The sequence below is a fragment of the Streptomyces sp. NPDC001728 genome, assembly GCF_040297565.1.
Classification (GTDB): domain Bacteria; phylum Actinomycetota; class Actinomycetes; order Streptomycetales; family Streptomycetaceae; genus Streptomyces.
This window is the reverse complement of sequence record NZ_JBEOZK010000003.1, coordinates 159145-174152: the sequence shown is the minus strand read 5'-3', so window position 1 is coordinate 174152 and position 15008 is coordinate 159145. Positions and strand designations below refer to the sequence as shown.

Here is a 15008-nt window from a genome sequence, read left to right as displayed (position 1 = left end):
CGGGCGTAAAGCACTCGCGGGAGCCCGGACGCACCGGGCTGAGAGGGAGGCTGGGACGGCCTCCGACCGTACGAACCTGATCCGGGTCATGCCGGCGAAGGGAGGGGCTGGACGCCCATGCGTTCTTCCGAGGTCCAGGCGCCGCACGCGCCAGAGGTCCATGTGTCCGATGTCCGCGCGACCGATGCCCGCGCGACCGATGCCCGCGCGCCGGATGACCGTCCGTCCGACGTCCTCGTGGTCGGCGGCGGCGTCATCGGCCTCGTCACCGCCTGGCGGGCCGCCCGGCGCGGGTTGCGCACCGCCGTCGTCGACCCCGACCCCGGCGGCGGCGCCGCACGGGTCGCGGCCGGGATGCTCGCCGCCGTCACCGAACTCCACTACGGCGAGGAGACCCTGCTCGGGCTCAACCTCGCCTCCGCCGCCCGGTACCCGGCGTTCGTCGCCGAGCTCCGGGAGGCGACCGGCCATGACGTCGGCTACCGGGCCTGCGGCACCCTCGCTGTCGCCCTCGACGCCGACGACCGGGCCCACCTGCGCGAACTCCACGCCCTCCAGACCCGCTGCGGGCTCACCTCGGAGTGGCTCAGCGGCCGCGACTGCCGCCGCCTCGAACCGATGCTCGCCCCGGGGGTGCGCGGCGGACTGCGGGTGGACGGTGACCATCAGGTCGACCCGCGCCGGCTCGCCGTCGCGCTCCTCGTCGCCTGCGAACGCGCCGGGGTGGTCTTCCACCGCGCCGTCGCGCGGAGCCTGACGGTGGTACGGGACCGGGCGCGCGGTGTCGTGCTCGACGGCGGCCGGGAGCTGACCGCCGACCAGGTCGTGCTCGCCGCGGGCAGCCTGAGCGGGCGCCTCGCGGGCGTGCCGCCCGAGGTGCTTCCGCCGGTCCGCCCGGTGAAGGGCCAGGTGCTGCGGCTGCGGGTGCCCACCCCGTACGCCCCCTTCCTCTCCCGTACCGTCCGGGCGGTCGTCCGCGGCAGCCACGTCTATCTGGTGCCCCGCGAGAACGGCGAACTGGTCGTCGGCGCCACCAGCGAGGAACTCGGCTGGGACACGACGGTCACCGCCGGCGGGGTGTACGAACTGCTCCGCGACGCCCACGAGCTGGTCCCCGGCATCACCGAGCTGCCGCTCACCGAGACCCTGGCGGGCCTGCGCCCGGGCTCCCCCGACAACGCGCCGCTGCTCGGCCCCACCGCCCTGCCCGGCCTGCACCTGGCCACCGGCCACTACCGCAACGGGGTGCTGCTCACCCCCGTCACCGGCGACGTCATGGCCGAGGTGCTCACCACGGGCGCCCTCCCCGACGAGGCGCGCCCCTTCACCCCCCGCCGTTTCTCCACCACTCCTCCCGTACGTCAGGAGCAGCCCGCATGAACGTGTCCGTGAACGGGGAAGCCCGCGTGCTCTCCGGCCCCCTCTCCCTCGACGCCCTCGTCGCCACCCTGACCCCGGCCCGCTCCGGGGTCGCCGCCGCCCTCAACGAGACGGTGGTGCCACGCGGCGAGTGGGCGGCGACGCCGCTCGGCGAGGGCGACCGGGTCGAGGTCCTCACCGCGGTGCAGGGGGGCTGAGCGCGATGTCCGACGACGTGTTCACCCTCGGAGGTACGGAGTTCTCGTCCCGCCTGATCATGGGCACCGGCGGGGCGCCCAGCCTCGACGTGCTCGAACGCTCGCTGATCGCCAGCGGCACGGAGCTGACCACGGTCGCGATGCGGCGCCTGGACCCGACCGTCCAGGGCTCGGTCCTCTCCGTCCTGGACCGGCTCGGCATCCGGGTCCTGCCGAACACGGCGGGCTGCTACACGGCGGGCGAGGCCGTCCTCACGGCCCGGCTGGCCCGGGAGGCGCTCGGCACCGACTGGATCAAGCTGGAGGTCGTCGCCGACGAGCGGACCCTCCTCCCCGACGGGGAGGAACTCCTCGCCGCCGCCGAGACCCTGGTCGACGACGGTTTCACCGTGCTCCCCTACACCAACGACGACCCGGTCCTCGCGCGCAAGCTGGAGGACGCGGGGTGCGCGGCGATCATGCCGCTCGGCTCCCCCATCGGCTCCGGCCTCGGCATCCGCAACCCGCACAACTTCCAGCTGATCGCGGAGCGGGCCGGGGTGCCGGTGATCCTCGACGCGGGCGCGGGCACCGCATCGGACGCGGCACTCGCGATGGAGCTGGGGTGCGCGGCGGTGATGCTGGCCTCGGCGGTGACCCGGGCGCAGGAGCCGGTCCTGATGGCCGCGGCGATGCGGCACGCGGTCGAGGCGGGCCGGCTGGCCCACCGGGCGGGCCGCATCCCCCGCCGCCACTTCGCCGAGGCGTCCTCGCCGGTGGCGGGCCGCGCCGCCCTGGACCCGGAACGCCCGGCGTTCTGATCCGGAGGGCCGCCGGGCCCGTACGCCCCCGCGCGGTGCTCGTACGGTGCCGGTGCGGCGCTCGTCACAGCTGCGCTGCAGTACCGGGGCATCCGCGCGGGGGCCGGGTCCACGGCTCGTAGACTCGACGCCGTGGACACGACCCTTCAGGACCCCCTCGTCGGGCGGCTGCTCGACGGCCGCTACCGCGTCGACGCGCGCATCGCCGTCGGCGGGATGGCCACGGTCTACCGGGCCGTCGACACCCGCCTCGACCGCGTCCTCGCGCTCAAGGTGATGCACCCGGCGCTCGCGACCGACGCCGCCTTCGTCGAGCGGTTCATCCGCGAGGCGAAGTCCGTCGCCCGGCTCTCCCACCCCAATGTCGTCGGGGTCTTCGACCAGGGCGCCGAGGGCGCGTACGTGTACCTGGCCATGGAGTACGTCGCCGGCTGCACCCTGCGGGACGTGCTGCGCGAGCGCGGGGCGCTCGCGCCCCGGGCCGCCCTGGACATCCTGGAGCCGGTGCTCGCCGCGCTCGGCGCCGCGCACCGGGCCGGGTTCGTCCACCGGGACATGAAGCCGGAGAACGTCCTGATAGGGGACGACGGCCGGGTGAAGGTCGCCGACTTCGGTCTCGTACGGGCGGTGGGCTCGGCGACCGCCACCACCGGCTCGGTCCTCGGGACCGTCTCCTATCTGGCGCCGGAGCAGATCGAGCACGGCACCGCCGACACCCGCGCCGACGTGTACGCCTGCGGTGTCGTCCTGTACGAGATGCTGACCGGCGGCAAGCCGCACTCCGGCGACACCCCCGCGCAGGTGCTCTACCAGCACCTCCACATGGATGTGCCCGCCCCCTCCGCCACCGTCCCCGGGCTCGCCCCGGAGCTGGACGGGCTGGTCGCGGCGGCCACCGCCCGCAACCCCGACGTCCGCCCGCACGACGCCGTCGCCCTGCTCGGCCTGGCCCGCGAGGCCCGCTCCCGGCTCGGCGACGCCCAGCTGGACGCCGTACCCCCGCAGGCGCGGTCCGAGGACCGGAGCACCACCGAGGACCGGACCAGTGTGATCGCCCGGGCCGTACCGGCCGAGGCGGACGCCCAGGAGGTGCTGCACACCAACCGGATGCCGGAGCCGGAGCCGCCCCCGGCGACCGCCCGCCGCCGCCGGCCGCCGCGCGGCCCGCTCCTCCTCGTCGTCGGCGTGCTGCTCGCCCTCGGCCTGGGCACCGGTGTCTGGTACATCAATTCCGGCCAGTTCACCCGCGTCCCCGCGGTGCTCGGCCAGACCGAGGCCGTCGCGACGAAGCGGATCGCCGACGCCGGCCTGGAGGTCGGCACGACGAAGCGCGCGTTCAGCGAGGTGTACGAGCGCGGCACCGTCATGGCCGTCGACCCGGCACCCGGCGAGCGCCTCCGGGGCGGCGGCGCGGTCACCCTGACCCTCTCCCGGGGCCCGGAGACCGTGAAGGTGCCCAACCTCAGGAACAAGCCGCTCGCCGAGGCCCGACGCACCCTTGAGCAGCAGGGCCTGGCGGTCGGGGTGATCACCAGCTCGTTCAGCGAGACCGTCGACCAGGGCTCCGTGATCGGTTCCGACCCGGAGCCCGGCACCGAGCGCGCACCCGACTCGGCCGTGGCCCTGGTGGTCAGCAAGGGCTCGCCGATCGATGTGCCGGACATGACGGGCGAGACGGTCGAGGACGCCACGGCGACGCTCCAGGAGGCCGGGCTCACCGTCCGGGTCGCCCCGGAGCGGGTCAACTCGCCCGAGGACGCCGGCGCCGTCGCGGCCCAGTCCCTCGCCGAGGGCAGCCGGGCCGCCGAGGGCGACACGATCACCCTGACCGTCTCCAAGGGCCCGAAGCTGGTCCCGGTCCCGGACGTCACCGGCAGTTCGACCGACGAGGCGCGGACGGCGCTGGAGGACGCGGGCTTCGAGGTGGAGGTCAAGAAGTCCTTCCCCTACCTCGGCGACACGGTCTCGGGCCAGTCCGTGGAGGGCGGCTCCACCGCGCCCGAGGGCTCCACCGTCACGATCACGATCAAGGGGCTGTAGGAACTGATGCGCAATCCCGTCGGCGGCCACGTCCCGGTGGCGGGTGGCCTCGCCACCGTCGGCCTCGGTTACGCCCGCGAGCTGGGCGCGGAGACCGTGCAGGTCTTCGCCGCCAATCCGCGCGGCTGGGCGACCCCGGCCGGCAGCCCGGCCCAGGACGAGCGGTTCCGGGCCGAGTGCGAGGCCGAGTCGATCTCGGCCTGGGTGCACGCCCCGTATCTGATCAATTTCGGCTCCCACACGGAGGCCACCGCCGAGAAGTCGGTCGAGTCGATGCGGCACTCGCTGCGGCGCGGCCGGGAGATCGGCGCGAAGGGCGTGGTGGTGCACACCGGCTCGGCGACCGGGGGCCGCACGCGCGCGGTGGCGCTCGCGCAGGTCCGGGAGCTGCTGCTGCCGCTGCTCGACGAGCTGACGCACGACGACGACCCGTTCCTGCTCCTCGAATCGACGGCGGGCCAGGGCTTCTCGCTCTGCTCGCGCGCGGAGGACTTCGGTCCGTACTTCGACGCGCTCGACCGGCACCCCAAGCTCGGGATCTGTCTGGACACCTGCCACATCTTCGCCGCGGGCCACGATCTGACCGGCCCGCACGGCGCCGCGCAGACGCTCGACCAGCTGGTGGAGACCGTGGGCGAGGGACGGCTGAAACTGATCCACGCCAACGACTCGCAGGACGTCGTCGGCGCGCGCAAGGACCGGCACGCCAACATCGGCGTGGGCCACATCGGCGAGGACGGCTTCCGGAACCTGCTCCGGCACCCGGCGACCGACGGCGTCCCCCTGATCATCGAGACGCCCGGCGGCAAGGCGGGTCACCTCGCGGACGTGGAGCTGCTCAAGAAGCTGAGGGACTGACCCCGATTTCGCGTTGAGGAATACCCCAGGGGGGTATACGGTTCCTGTAACGGCAGGAACCGCTACCCGACCTTGGGGGCACCCGATGCAGCACGACGCGCACGCCCATCACGAACACGGCACCGACACCACCGACCACGCGGGGCACACCGACCACACCAGCCACGCGGACCACAGCGGTCACATGGTGGGACACGAGGGGCACGCCGGCCACTCGGCGGGCGAGCAGCACGGCGCCCACCACGCCCCCGGCAAGGTCTCCTGGTCCATGGCCGCGAAGGCCACGCTGCACTGCCTCACCGGCTGCGCCATCGGCGAGATCCTCGGCATGATGATCGGCACCGCGCTCGTCTGGAGCAACACCCAGACGATGATCCTCGCGATCGTCCTGGCCTTCTTCTTCGGCTACGCGCTCACCCTGCGCGGCATCCTGACCGCCGGCGTCGACTTCAGGACGGCCTTCAAGGTCGCGCTGGCCGCCGACACCCTCTCCATCGCGGTCATGGAGATCATCGACAACGGCGTCATCGCCCTCTGGCCCGGCGCCATGGACGCGCACCTGGACGAGCCGCTCTTCTGGATCGTGCTCGCCATCGCGCTCGCCGCCGCCTTCGTGATCACCACCCCGGTCAACAAGTGGATGATCGGCCGCGGCAAGGGCCACGCGGTGGTCCACCAGTACCACCACTGAACGGCCCGCACGCCACCGGACGACGACCCCACCGCACGGCCCGGAGCGCTACAGCTCCGGGCCGTCGCCCGGTTCCTCCTGGTACGAGTAGCGCTGCTCCGCCCACGGGTCACCGAGGTTGTGGTAGCCGCGCTCCTCCCAGAAACCCCGGCGGTCGGCGGCCATGTACTCCACGCCCCGGACCCACTTGGGCCCCTTCCAGGCGTACAGGTGCGGGACGACGAGACGCAGCGGGAAGCCGTGCTCGGCGGTGAGCAGCTCCCCGTCCTTGTGGGTGGCGAAGATCGTGCCGTCGGCGGCGAAGTCGGCGAGCCGCATGTTGGCGCTGTAGCCGTACTCGGCCCAGACCATCACATGGGTCGCCGAGGGCGCGGGCGGGGCGAGCTCCAGTACCGTGCGGGCGGCCACGCCGCCCCACTCGGCGCCGAGCATGCTGAACTTCGTGACGCAGTGCAGATCGGCCACGACCGTGGAGAAGGGGAGGGCCGAGAACTCCTCGTGGTTCCAGCACCGCTTGTCACCGTCGGCCGTCGCGCCGAAGACGCGGAACTCCCAGCGGTCCGGCTTGAACTTGGGGACGGGCCCGTAATGGGTGACCGGCCAGCCGCGCTGGAGCCGCTGACCCGGCGGAAGGTCCGGCGAACGATCCGGCTGACCCGCTTCCCGGTGTGCTCCGCTCTCCGGCTGACCCATGTCATCCATGGTGACAGACCGCGAGGGGTGGTCATGACCAGGCTACCTTCCGGGCGTCATGATTCGGGCAACTCCCACTAAGCCTGCACTTACTGGACGCCCCCCATTCGGGGTGCGAGGATGCGGCCATCCCGCCCGGTGACGGCATAGACACGGAACGTGGAAGGAGCCTCTGCGATGCAGGGCGACCCCGAGGTCCTCGAGTTTCTCAACGAGCAGCTGACCGGCGAGCTGACGGCCATCAACCAGTACTGGCTGCACTACCGCATCCAGGACGACAAGGGCTGGACGAAGCTCGCCAAGTACACCCGCGAAGAGTCCATCGACGAGATGAAGCACGCGGACAAGCTGACCGAGCGCATCCTGATGCTCGACGGCCTGCCCAACTACCAGCGGCTCTTCCACGTACGGGTCGGCCAGACCCTCACCGAGATGTTCCAGGCGGACCGCCAGGTCGAGGTGGAGGCGATCGACCGGCTGCGGCGCGGGATCGAGGTCATGCGCGCCAAGGGGGACGTCACGTCCGCCAACCTCTTCGAGGAGATCCTGGCCGACGAGGAGCACCACATCGACTACCTGGACACCCAGCTGGAGCTGATCGAGTCCCTGGGTGAGGCGCTGTACATCTCGACCCTGATCGAGCAGCCCAGCTGACCGAGCGGACGGGCCGGGCCGACGCCGGCCGGGCGGTCGGGGCTAAGCGGCTTCCGGCAGTTCGACGGCCTCCGCCGTCAGGGCGGGCATCCCCTGGTCCACGAGTTCGCGGCGCGGGCAGTTGCCGCGTCCGAGAATGGCCTGAATGCGACGGACGCAGGATCCGCAGTCCGTACCGGCCTTGCAGGCCGAGGCGATCTGGCGGGGCGTGCAGGCGCCCGCGTCCGCATGGTCCTTGACCTGCTTCTCCGTCACGCCGAAGCACGAGCAGACGTACAACGCGGTTCACCTCCCGCCGTGATCGATTAGGCTAACCTAACCTAACCTTACCCGGCACGGCGGGAGCCGCAAAAGACCGGATACGACGATGGGGCGCGGATCACATCGATCCGCGCCCCGTCGTCGTAGGTATCCGCTTACTGATCGCGGTACATCTCCGCCACCAGGAACGCCAGGTCCAGGGACTGGCTGCGGTTGAGACGCGGGTCGCAGGCCGTCTCGTAGCGCTGGTGCAGGTCGTCGACGAAGATCTCGTCGCCGCCGCCCACGCACTCGGTGACATCGTCACCGGTGAGCTCGACGTGGATGCCGCCCGGGTGGGTGCCCAGCGCCTTGTGGACCTCGAAGAAGCCCTTCACCTCGTCGAGCACGTCGTCGAAGCGGCGGGTCTTGTGGCCGGAGGCGGCCTCGAAGGTGTTGCCGTGCATCGGGTCGGTGACCCAGACGACGGCCGCACCGGAGGCGGTGACCTTCTCGACCAGCTCGGGGAGCTTGTCGCGGACCTTGTCGGCGCCCATGCGGACGATGAAGGTCAGCCGGCCCGGCTCGCGGTCCGGGTCGAGACGGTCGATGTACGTCAGCGCCTCGTCCACCGAGGTGGTCGGGCCCAGCTTGATGCCGATCGGGTTCGCGATGCGCGAGGCGAACTCGATGTGGGCGTGGTCGAGCTGGCGGGTGCGCTCACCGATCCAGACCATGTGGCCGGAGGTGTCGTACAGCTTGCCGGTGCGCGAGTCCGTACGGGTGAGGGCGCCCTCGTAGTCGAGCAGCAGCGCCTCGTGGGAGGCGTAGAACTCGACGGCCTTGAACTCGGCCGGGTCGGTGCCACAGGCCTTCATGAAGTTCAGCGCGTTGTCGATCTCGCGGGCGAGCGCCTCGTAGCGCTGGCCCGAGGGGGACGACTTCACGAAGTCCTGGTTCCAGGCGTGCACCTGGCGCAGGTCGGCGTAGCCACCGGTGGTGAAGGCGCGCACCAGGTTGAGCGTGGAGGCGGACGCGTTGTACATCCGCTTCAGGCGCTCGGGGTCCGGGATGCGGGACTTCTCGTCGAAGGCGAAGCCGTTGACCGAGTCGCCCCGGTAGGTCGGCAGGGTCACGCCGTCGCGGGTCTCGGTGCCCTTGGAGCGGGGCTTCGAGTACTGGCCGGCGATGCGCCCGACCTTTACCACGGGCACGGAGGCCGCGTAGGTGAGGACGGCGCTCATCTGGAGCAGCGTCTTGAGCTTGGCCCTGATGTGGTCGGCGGACACGGCGTCGAAGGCCTCGGCGCAGTCGCCGCCCTGGAGCAGGAACGCCTCGCCACGGGCGACGGCTCCCATCCGGGCGCGCAGCTGGTCGCACTCGCCGGCGAAGACGAGCGGAGGATACGACTCGAGGTCCGCGATCACATCGCGCAGAGCCTCGGCATCGGGGTACTCGGGCTGCTGCGCCGCGGGCAGGTCTCGCCAGGTCGCCTCGGCGACGGCGTGGGAATCAGCGTTCACGGTCACGTGCACCACATTACGGGGTTCTTCGTCCAGTCCTGTCCGTCTGCCCAGTGACTGAGACGCGCGCCCGGTATGTCCCCCGCCGATCTTCATGCCATCGAGTGGTGTTACCCTCTGGCCCGTTTCACAACACAACAGTCGAACCACAGGGGTGGGCGTGACCCAGAGGCACCGCAGGGACCGCAAGAAGAAACGACTCCTGTACGGAGCGGCGGCGGCTGTCGTCGCCACCGCCACGATCGGCACCATCGCGGTCGCCTCACCGGGCCTCCTCGGCGCGGCGGGCGACAAGACGTCCGCGAGTGACGCTTCCCTCCAGGCGCAGTTCGCAAACGCGGCGCGTGAGTTCGACGTGCCGCAGAGCGTGCTGATGGCGGTGTCGTACCAGCAGACCCGCTGGGAGTCGCACGACGGAGAGCCCAGCACCACCGGCGCGTACAACGTCATGGGTCTGACGAAGGTCGACCCGGACGACGTGGCCCAGAAGGTCACGGACGAGCAGATCGACCACTTCAACGGCTCCGGGCGCCCGGAGATCGAGAAGAAGTTCGACCGCGCGCTGGTCCGCCGCATCCTGGAGAAGGCCGTCGTCGACACCGACGACCCGCGGCTGCACACTCTGGACAGGGGCGCCGAGCTGATCGACAGCTCCACGGAGACCGTGCAGAACGACACCGCGGCCTCCATCCGCGCCGGTGCCGCGCTGCTCGCCGACTACCAGAAGCAGGCCGGCGCCGAGCTGTCCGACGACCCGGGCGACTGGTACCCGGCCGTGGCCCGGTACAGCCAGTCCCCGGAGCGGAAGGGCGCCGACCTCTTCGCGAAGCGCGTCTTCGCGTCGATCAAGAAGGGCGAGCGGGCGCTCACCCTGGACGGCGAGCAGGTCGCGCTGCCGGCCGACCCGTCGGCCGAGCCGGTCAAGCCCTCGAACGTCCCGCTGGCGGCCACCTTCGCCGCCACGACGGCGACCCCGACCCCCGAGTGCCCGACGAGTCTGAACTGCTCCTTCGTGCCGGTCCGCACGGACCCGGGCGGCGCGCGCAACTACACGCCCGCCGACCGCCCCAACCAGGGCGTCGACATCCGGCAGATCGTCATCCACGACACCGAGGGCCCCTTCCAGGGCTCGCTGGACACGCTGACCGACCCGAAGGGCGCGGGCAGCGCGCACTACCTGATCCGGGCCCAGGACGGCCAGGTCACCCAGATGCTGGAGAACAAGCAGCTGGCGTGGCACGCGGGCAACTGGACGCTCAACATGCACGCCATCGGCGTGGAGCACGAGGGCTTCGCCATGAAGGAGGGGAGCTGGTTCACCGAGCCCCAGTACCGCTCCTCCGCCGAGCTGGTGAAGTTCCTGGCGAGCAGGTTCGGCGTCCCGATCGACCGCGAGCACATCATCGGTCACGACGAGGTGGCGCTCCAGACCGACAACCGGGTCGCGAGCCTCCACTGGGACGCGGGCCCGTACTGGGACTGGAACTACTACATGTCCCTCCTGGGCGCCCCGCAGGGCGACAAGGGCGCGGGCGGTCTGCTCCGGGCCGGCCAGGTGGTCCGCGTGGTGCCGCCGTTCACCACGGCCAACCAGCCGAAGCTGACCACGGGCACCACCACCGCCACCCCGCGTCCGGCCAACTTCGGCTACCTCTACACCTCGCCGTCGACGAGCGCGACGACGCTGAAGGACCCGTACTTCACCTCGCTGTGGTCCGAGGGCTCCAACTACGGCAACAAGGTCCGCGCGGGCGGCTCGTACGTGGTCGCCGAGTCCCGGACCGACTGGACCGCGATCTGGTACGCGGGCCAGAAGGCCTGGTTCTACAACCCGGGCGGCCAGTACACCGTGCCCGTGAGCGGCGCCACGACCGTGAAGGTCAAGGCCGGGCTGAACTCGACCGCCGTCTTCGGCCGCGCCTTCCCCGACACCGCCGCCTACACGGCCGCCGGCCTCGCCGCCCCGGGCGACGAGAACGCCTTCCTGACGAAGTTCACCTTCGCCGCCGGCCAGTCCTATGTGAAGGCCGGCCCCGCCGTGAAGGGCGACGACTGGTTCGGCTCCGCCCAGCGGAACGTCGTCGGCAGCACGCTGTTCGTGCCGATCCGCTTCCACCACAAGATCACCTGGGTGAAGCAGAGCGACATCGTGGAGGCGGCCGGCACCGCCCCCGTCGCCACGAACAACCGCTACAACCTGCTGGCCCGTGACACCTCCGGTGTCCTCTGGCAGTACCAGGGCAACGGCACCGGCGCGTTCCTCTCCCGCTACCGCGTCGGCGGCGGCTGGAACGCGTACGACACCATCACGCCCCTGACCGCGCTGCGCGCCGACGGCACCGGTGACGCGGTGGCCCGCGAGGCCGCCGGCACGCTCTGGTACTACCAGGGCAGCGGCAACCCCGCCTCGCCGTTCAAGGCCCGGCTCAGGACCGGTGGCGGCTGGCAGGTCTACGACCGGATCCTCGGCATCCGCGACCTGAACGGCGACTCCAAGCCGGATCTGATCGCCCGGGAGAAGTCGGGCGTGCTCTGGTACTACCAGGGCACCGGCAACCCGGCCGTCCCGTTCGCCACCCGGCTCCGGGTCGGCGGTGGCTGGCAGACGTACAACCAGCTCATCAGCACCGGTGACCTGAACGGTGACGGCAGGGCCGACATGGTCGCCCGCGACACCACCGGCGTGCTCTGGTACTACCAGGGCACCGGCAAGCCCGCCACGCCGTTCGCACCCCGCGTCAGGGTCGGCGGCGGCTGGGGCGCCTACAACAGCATGGTGGGTCCGAGCGACCTGGACGCCGACGGCAAGGTCGACCTCGTCGCCCGGGAGTCCAACGGCGCGATGTGGTTCTACAAGGGCACCGGCAAGCCCACCGCCCCCTTCGCCGCCCGAGTGCAGGTCGGCCCCGGCTGGCAGATCTACAACATGATCTTCTGATCGGATCGGGTACCGCAGCAGTCGAACGGCTCACGGGGCCCGGCTCGCACCGTCCACGGTGCGGACCGGGCCCCGTTCCGCGTGCCGCTGGGCTACAGTGCTCGCATGTTCGCGCCTCAGATCCAGAACTGGTGGTGGACCGCTCCCCCGGCGGCCCACTGATCGCGCGTACACCGAACGCACAGGCCGCCCCGAGAGGGCGGCCTTTCTCGTACCCGGGGCCGTTCCTCTCCGCACACCGACGGAAGGAACGACGGACCATGGACCTCTCCCGTCTCCTCGACGACTCCTGCCCGCCCTTCGCCCTGCTGCGCCGCCGCACCCCCGGCCGCGACCACGACACCGTCGAGATCCTGATCGGCCGGGTCCACGAGGCCGAGCGCCTCGCGGACCTGCCCGTGGGCACCCGGCCGACACTCGCCCTGGTGCCCTTCCGACAGATCAGGGAGCGCGGCTTCGACGTCCGCGACGACGGCACCCCGCTCTCCGTCCTGGTCGCCGACGAGACCCACGAACTGCCGCTCGCCGAGGCCCTCGCGCAGCTTCCGGCGCACGACGTGACCGTCGAGGACGGCGGCTTCGACATCAGTGACGAGGAGTACGCCGGGATCGTGCGGCGGGTCATCGACGAGGAGATCGGCTCGGGCGAGGGCGCCAACTTCGTCATCCGGCGCACCTACACCGGGCAGATCCCCGGCTTCGGCCGCGCCGACGCGCTCGCCCTCTTCCGGCGGCTGCTCTCCGGCGAGCGGGGCGCGTACTGGACCTTCGTCGTGCACACCGGCGACCGGACGCTCGTCGGGGCCAGCCCCGAGGTGCACGTCCGGATGACCGGCGGCACCGTCGTGATGAACCCGATCAGCGGCACGTACCGCTACCCGGCCGGGTCCGCCCCGACCGCCGACGGCCTGCTCGCCTTCCTCGCCGACCGCAAGGAGACCGAGGAGCTGTCGATGGTGGTCGACGAGGAACTCAAGATGATGTGCACGGTCGGCGACATGGGCGGGGTGGTGATCGGACCGCGGCTCAAGGAGATGGCCCATCTCGCCCACACCGAGTACGAGCTGCGCGGACGCTCCAGCCTGGATGTGCGCGAGGTGCTGCGCGAGACGATGTTCGCGGCGACCGTCACCGGCTCGCCGGTGCAGAACGCCTGCCGTGTGATCGAGCGTCACGAAGCGGGCGGGCGCGGCTACTACGCCGGGGCCCTCGCCCTCCTCGGCACCGACGCGAACGGCGCCCAGACCCTGGACTCCCCCATCCTGATCCGTACCGCCGACATCGCCCCCGACGGGGGCCTGCGGGTGCCGGTCGGTGCCACGCTCGTCCGGCACTCGGACCCGGCGGGCGAGGTCGCCGAGACCCACGCCAAGGCGGCGGGGGTGCTCACCGCGCTCGGGGTCCGGGAGGGCCGCCCGGCCGGCGGGGCGGCACCGGCCGCCGCCGCGCTCGCCGACGATCCGCGGGTACGGGCCGCCCTGGACGCGCGCCGGGCGGACCTCGCGCCGTTCTGGCTGCGGATGCAGGCCCGGTCGGCCGAACTGTCGGGCCACGCACTGGTCATCGACGCCGAGGACACCTTCACGGCGATGCTGGCGCACGTGCTGCGCTCCTCGGGCCTGGAGGTGTCGGTGCTCCGCTACGACGAGCCGGGGCTGCGCGAGCTGGCGCTCGCCCACGAGGGGCCGGTGGTGCTGGGCCCCGGGCCCGGCGACCCCTCGGACGCCGCCGACCCGAAGATGCGCTTCCTGCGCGGCCTGACGGCCGAGCTGGTGCGGGAGCACCAAGGGCCCACCGGTCGCCCGACCACCGCCCCTCATCGAGGCCCTGCGGGCCGCCCCTGTCTGTTGGGCGTCTGCCTCGGCCATGAGCTGATCGCCGCCGAACTGGGCCTGGAGATCGTCCGCAAGCGCACCCCGTTCCAGGGGGCCCAGCTGCGGATCGACCTCTTCGGGCAGGAGCGGACGGTGGGCTTCTACAACAGCTTCACCGCCCGCTGCGACGACCGGACGGCGACGGAGCTGGCGCTGCACCGGATCGAGGTGAGCCGGGACGCGGAGACCGGCGAGGTGCACGCGCTGCGCGGGCCGGGCTTCGCGGGGGTGCAGTTCCACCCCGAGTCGGTGCTGACGACGGAGGGCGCGGCGCTGACGGCCGCGCTGCTCGCGGGCGTACTGGTCTGAACGTCCGACGGTGTCCTGGGCCGCCGGCTCAGGACACCGTCAGGCCCAGGTCCTTCGCGACCGCGCTGACCCGGGTGAAGACGGAGACCGGGAACTGGTCGTCGCAGTACTTGTTGCCGGTGGAGACGACACCGATGAGCTTGCCCCCGGCGGCCAGCGGGCCGCCGGAGTCGCCCTTGCAGACGCTGTCGCGGGTGCCGGGGGCGGCGGCCCCGCAGACCTTCAGCGCTCCGCTGTCGGTGGGGAAGGTGAAGGGGTCGCAGCTCTTGAGCGGCGCGAGGCGGAGCTCGGCGGCCTTGAGCCGGGTGGCGAGGCTGTCGCGGCCGGTACGGCCCCAGCCGGTGGTCGTCGCCCTGGTGCCGGAGGCGTAGAGCGCCTTGTCCTTCGGTCCCGCGACCGGCAGCGGCTTGTAGGGCATGGGCCGGTCCAGGGTGAGGACGGCCGCGTCGTAGGTGAGCGTGGACTGCTCGAACCGGGGGTGGACCTTGATCGAGGCGATGTGCCGGACCGTGCCCTTGGTGCTGTCCAGGGCGGTGCGCCCGCCGATGACGAGGAGCTCGCGGGGGGCCTCGGCGTCGGCCACGCAGTGCGCGGCGGTGAGGACCTTGGTGGGCGCGACCAGGGTGCCGCCGCAGAACTGGGTGCCGTCCGGGGTCTCGACGAGCATGGCGTACGGGTGGTCCGTCACGGTGGTGGAGCGCCCGCCGTGGACGGCGGCGGCCGGGGTCGCCACGGCCGCCACGCCCCCGGCGGCGGCGAGGACGGAGGCGGTGAGCGCGGCGGCGGTACGGCGCCGGACGGACGAGAACAT

14 protein-coding genes and 1 riboswitch are annotated in these 15008 nt (G+C 72.0%); of the genes, 10 read left to right on the top strand and 4 right to left on the bottom strand.

Features of this window, described 5'->3' with window-relative positions; translation table 11 throughout:
- The first annotated feature begins 6 nt into the window (after nt 1-6).
- Nucleotides 7-120, top strand: a riboswitch (TPP riboswitch).
- The 6 genes from thiO (at nt 118) to ABT154_RS06205 (ending at nt 5966) form a co-directional block, all read left to right on the top strand.
- Nucleotides 118-1380, top strand: a complete 1263-nt coding sequence (thiO, locus tag ABT154_RS06230; protein ID WP_351853513.1) for a glycine oxidase ThiO — start codon at nt 118-120, stop codon at nt 1378-1380. Its footprint overlaps the riboswitch before it by 3 nt.
- A complete protein-coding gene (thiS, locus tag ABT154_RS06225; RefSeq protein ID WP_351853512.1) occupies nt 1377-1577 on the top strand; it encodes a sulfur carrier protein ThiS in 201 nt (66 codons plus the stop codon). The genes thiO and thiS overlap by 4 nt, the downstream gene beginning before the upstream one ends.
- Before the next feature lie 5 nt (nt 1578-1582).
- Nucleotides 1583-2377: a thiazole synthase gene (locus ABT154_RS06220; RefSeq protein WP_351853509.1), complete on the top strand. Its 795-nt coding sequence runs from the start codon at nt 1583-1585 to the stop codon at nt 2375-2377.
- Nucleotides 2378-2509: 132 nt separating this feature from the next.
- A complete protein-coding gene (pknB, locus tag ABT154_RS06215) occupies nt 2510-4417 on the top strand; it encodes a Stk1 family PASTA domain-containing Ser/Thr kinase (RefSeq protein ID WP_351853507.1) in 1908 nt (635 codons plus the stop codon).
- 6 nt (nt 4418-4423) lie between these two features.
- The gene (locus ABT154_RS06210) at nt 4424-5275 is read left to right on the top strand and encodes a deoxyribonuclease IV (RefSeq protein WP_351853505.1); all 852 of its coding nucleotides are present in this window, start codon (nt 4424-4426) and stop codon (nt 5273-5275) included.
- A gap of 85 nt (nt 5276-5360) precedes the next feature.
- On the top strand, nt 5361-5966 hold the full coding sequence (locus ABT154_RS06205; RefSeq protein WP_351853502.1) for a DUF4396 domain-containing protein: 606 nt from the start codon (nt 5361-5363) through the stop codon (nt 5964-5966).
- Between the two features lie 48 nt (nt 5967-6014).
- On the opposite strand, the gene ABT154_RS06200 is transcribed toward ABT154_RS06205, so the two are convergent.
- The gene (locus ABT154_RS06200) at nt 6015-6659 is read right to left on the bottom strand and encodes a sulfite oxidase-like oxidoreductase (RefSeq protein WP_351853499.1); all 645 of its coding nucleotides are present in this window, start codon (nt 6657-6659) and stop codon (nt 6015-6017) included.
- Between the two features lie 177 nt (nt 6660-6836).
- On the opposite strand from ABT154_RS06200, the gene bfr reads away from it, so the two are divergent.
- The gene (gene bfr, locus ABT154_RS06195) at nt 6837-7313 is read left to right on the top strand and encodes a bacterioferritin (protein ID WP_317876746.1); all 477 of its coding nucleotides are present in this window, start codon (nt 6837-6839) and stop codon (nt 7311-7313) included.
- Nucleotides 7314-7355: 42 nt separating this feature from the next.
- Here the strand turns inward: bfr and ABT154_RS06190 are convergent, their stop codons facing one another.
- Together ABT154_RS06190 and ABT154_RS06185 are read right to left on the bottom strand one after the other, a co-directional pair.
- On the bottom strand, nt 7356-7592 hold the full coding sequence (locus ABT154_RS06190) for a (2Fe-2S)-binding protein (RefSeq protein ID WP_351853496.1): 237 nt from the start codon (nt 7590-7592) through the stop codon (nt 7356-7358).
- Nucleotides 7593-7729: 137 nt separating this feature from the next.
- Nucleotides 7730-9082, bottom strand: coding sequence for a class II 3-deoxy-7-phosphoheptulonate synthase (locus ABT154_RS06185; RefSeq protein WP_351853494.1), 1353 nt, complete (start codon nt 9080-9082; stop codon nt 7730-7732).
- Between the two features lie 154 nt (nt 9083-9236).
- On the opposite strand from ABT154_RS06185, the gene ABT154_RS06180 reads away from it, so the two are divergent.
- The 3 genes from ABT154_RS06180 to ABT154_RS06170 all read left to right on the top strand — a co-directional run bounded on the left by ABT154_RS06180 (nt 9237) and on the right by ABT154_RS06170 (nt 14197).
- Nucleotides 9237-12014, top strand: coding sequence for an N-acetylmuramoyl-L-alanine amidase (locus ABT154_RS06180; RefSeq protein ID WP_351853492.1), 2778 nt, complete (start codon nt 9237-9239; stop codon nt 12012-12014).
- Nucleotides 12015-12119: 105 nt separating this feature from the next.
- A complete protein-coding gene (locus ABT154_RS06175) occupies nt 12120-12176 on the top strand; it encodes a trp operon leader peptide (protein WP_079044853.1) in 57 nt (18 codons plus the stop codon).
- A 98-nt stretch (nt 12177-12274) separates the two neighbouring features.
- Nucleotides 12275-14197 carry an anthranilate synthase family protein gene (locus ABT154_RS06170; RefSeq protein ID WP_351853490.1) on the top strand — a complete coding sequence of 641 codons (1923 nt, stop codon included), beginning with the start codon at nt 12275-12277 and terminating at the stop codon, nt 14195-14197.
- A 28-nt stretch (nt 14198-14225) separates the two neighbouring features.
- On the opposite strand, the gene ABT154_RS06165 is transcribed toward ABT154_RS06170, so the two are convergent.
- Nucleotides 14226-15008, bottom strand: coding sequence for a S1 family peptidase (locus tag ABT154_RS06165; RefSeq protein WP_351853487.1), 783 nt, complete (start codon nt 15006-15008; stop codon nt 14226-14228).

What these genes read in the sequence shown, in the direction of transcription:
- bfr (WP_317876746.1), top strand. Translation starts at nt 6,837, where the DNA reads ATGCAGGGCGACCCCGAGGTCCTCGAGTTTCTCAACGAGCAGCTGACC.
- ABT154_RS06210 (WP_351853505.1), top strand. Translation starts at nt 4,424, where the DNA reads ATGCGCAATCCCGTCGGCGGCCACGTCCCGGTGGCGGGTGGCCTCGCC.
- ABT154_RS06205 (WP_351853502.1), top strand. Translation starts at nt 5,361, where the DNA reads ATGCAGCACGACGCGCACGCCCATCACGAACACGGCACCGACACCACC.
- ABT154_RS06165 (WP_351853487.1), bottom strand. Translation starts at nt 15,008, where the DNA reads ATGTTCTCGTCCGTCCGGCGCCGTACCGCCGCCGCGCTCACCGCCTCC.
- thiO (WP_351853513.1), top strand. Translation starts at nt 118, where the DNA reads ATGCGTTCTTCCGAGGTCCAGGCGCCGCACGCGCCAGAGGTCCATGTG.
- thiS (WP_351853512.1), top strand. Translation starts at nt 1,377, where the DNA reads ATGAACGTGTCCGTGAACGGGGAAGCCCGCGTGCTCTCCGGCCCCCTC.
- ABT154_RS06200 (WP_351853499.1), bottom strand. Translation starts at nt 6,659, where the DNA reads ATGGGTCAGCCGGAGAGCGGAGCACACCGGGAAGCGGGTCAGCCGGAT.
- ABT154_RS06220 (WP_351853509.1), top strand. Translation starts at nt 1,583, where the DNA reads ATGTCCGACGACGTGTTCACCCTCGGAGGTACGGAGTTCTCGTCCCGC.
- ABT154_RS06170 (WP_351853490.1), top strand. Translation starts at nt 12,275, where the DNA reads ATGGACCTCTCCCGTCTCCTCGACGACTCCTGCCCGCCCTTCGCCCTG.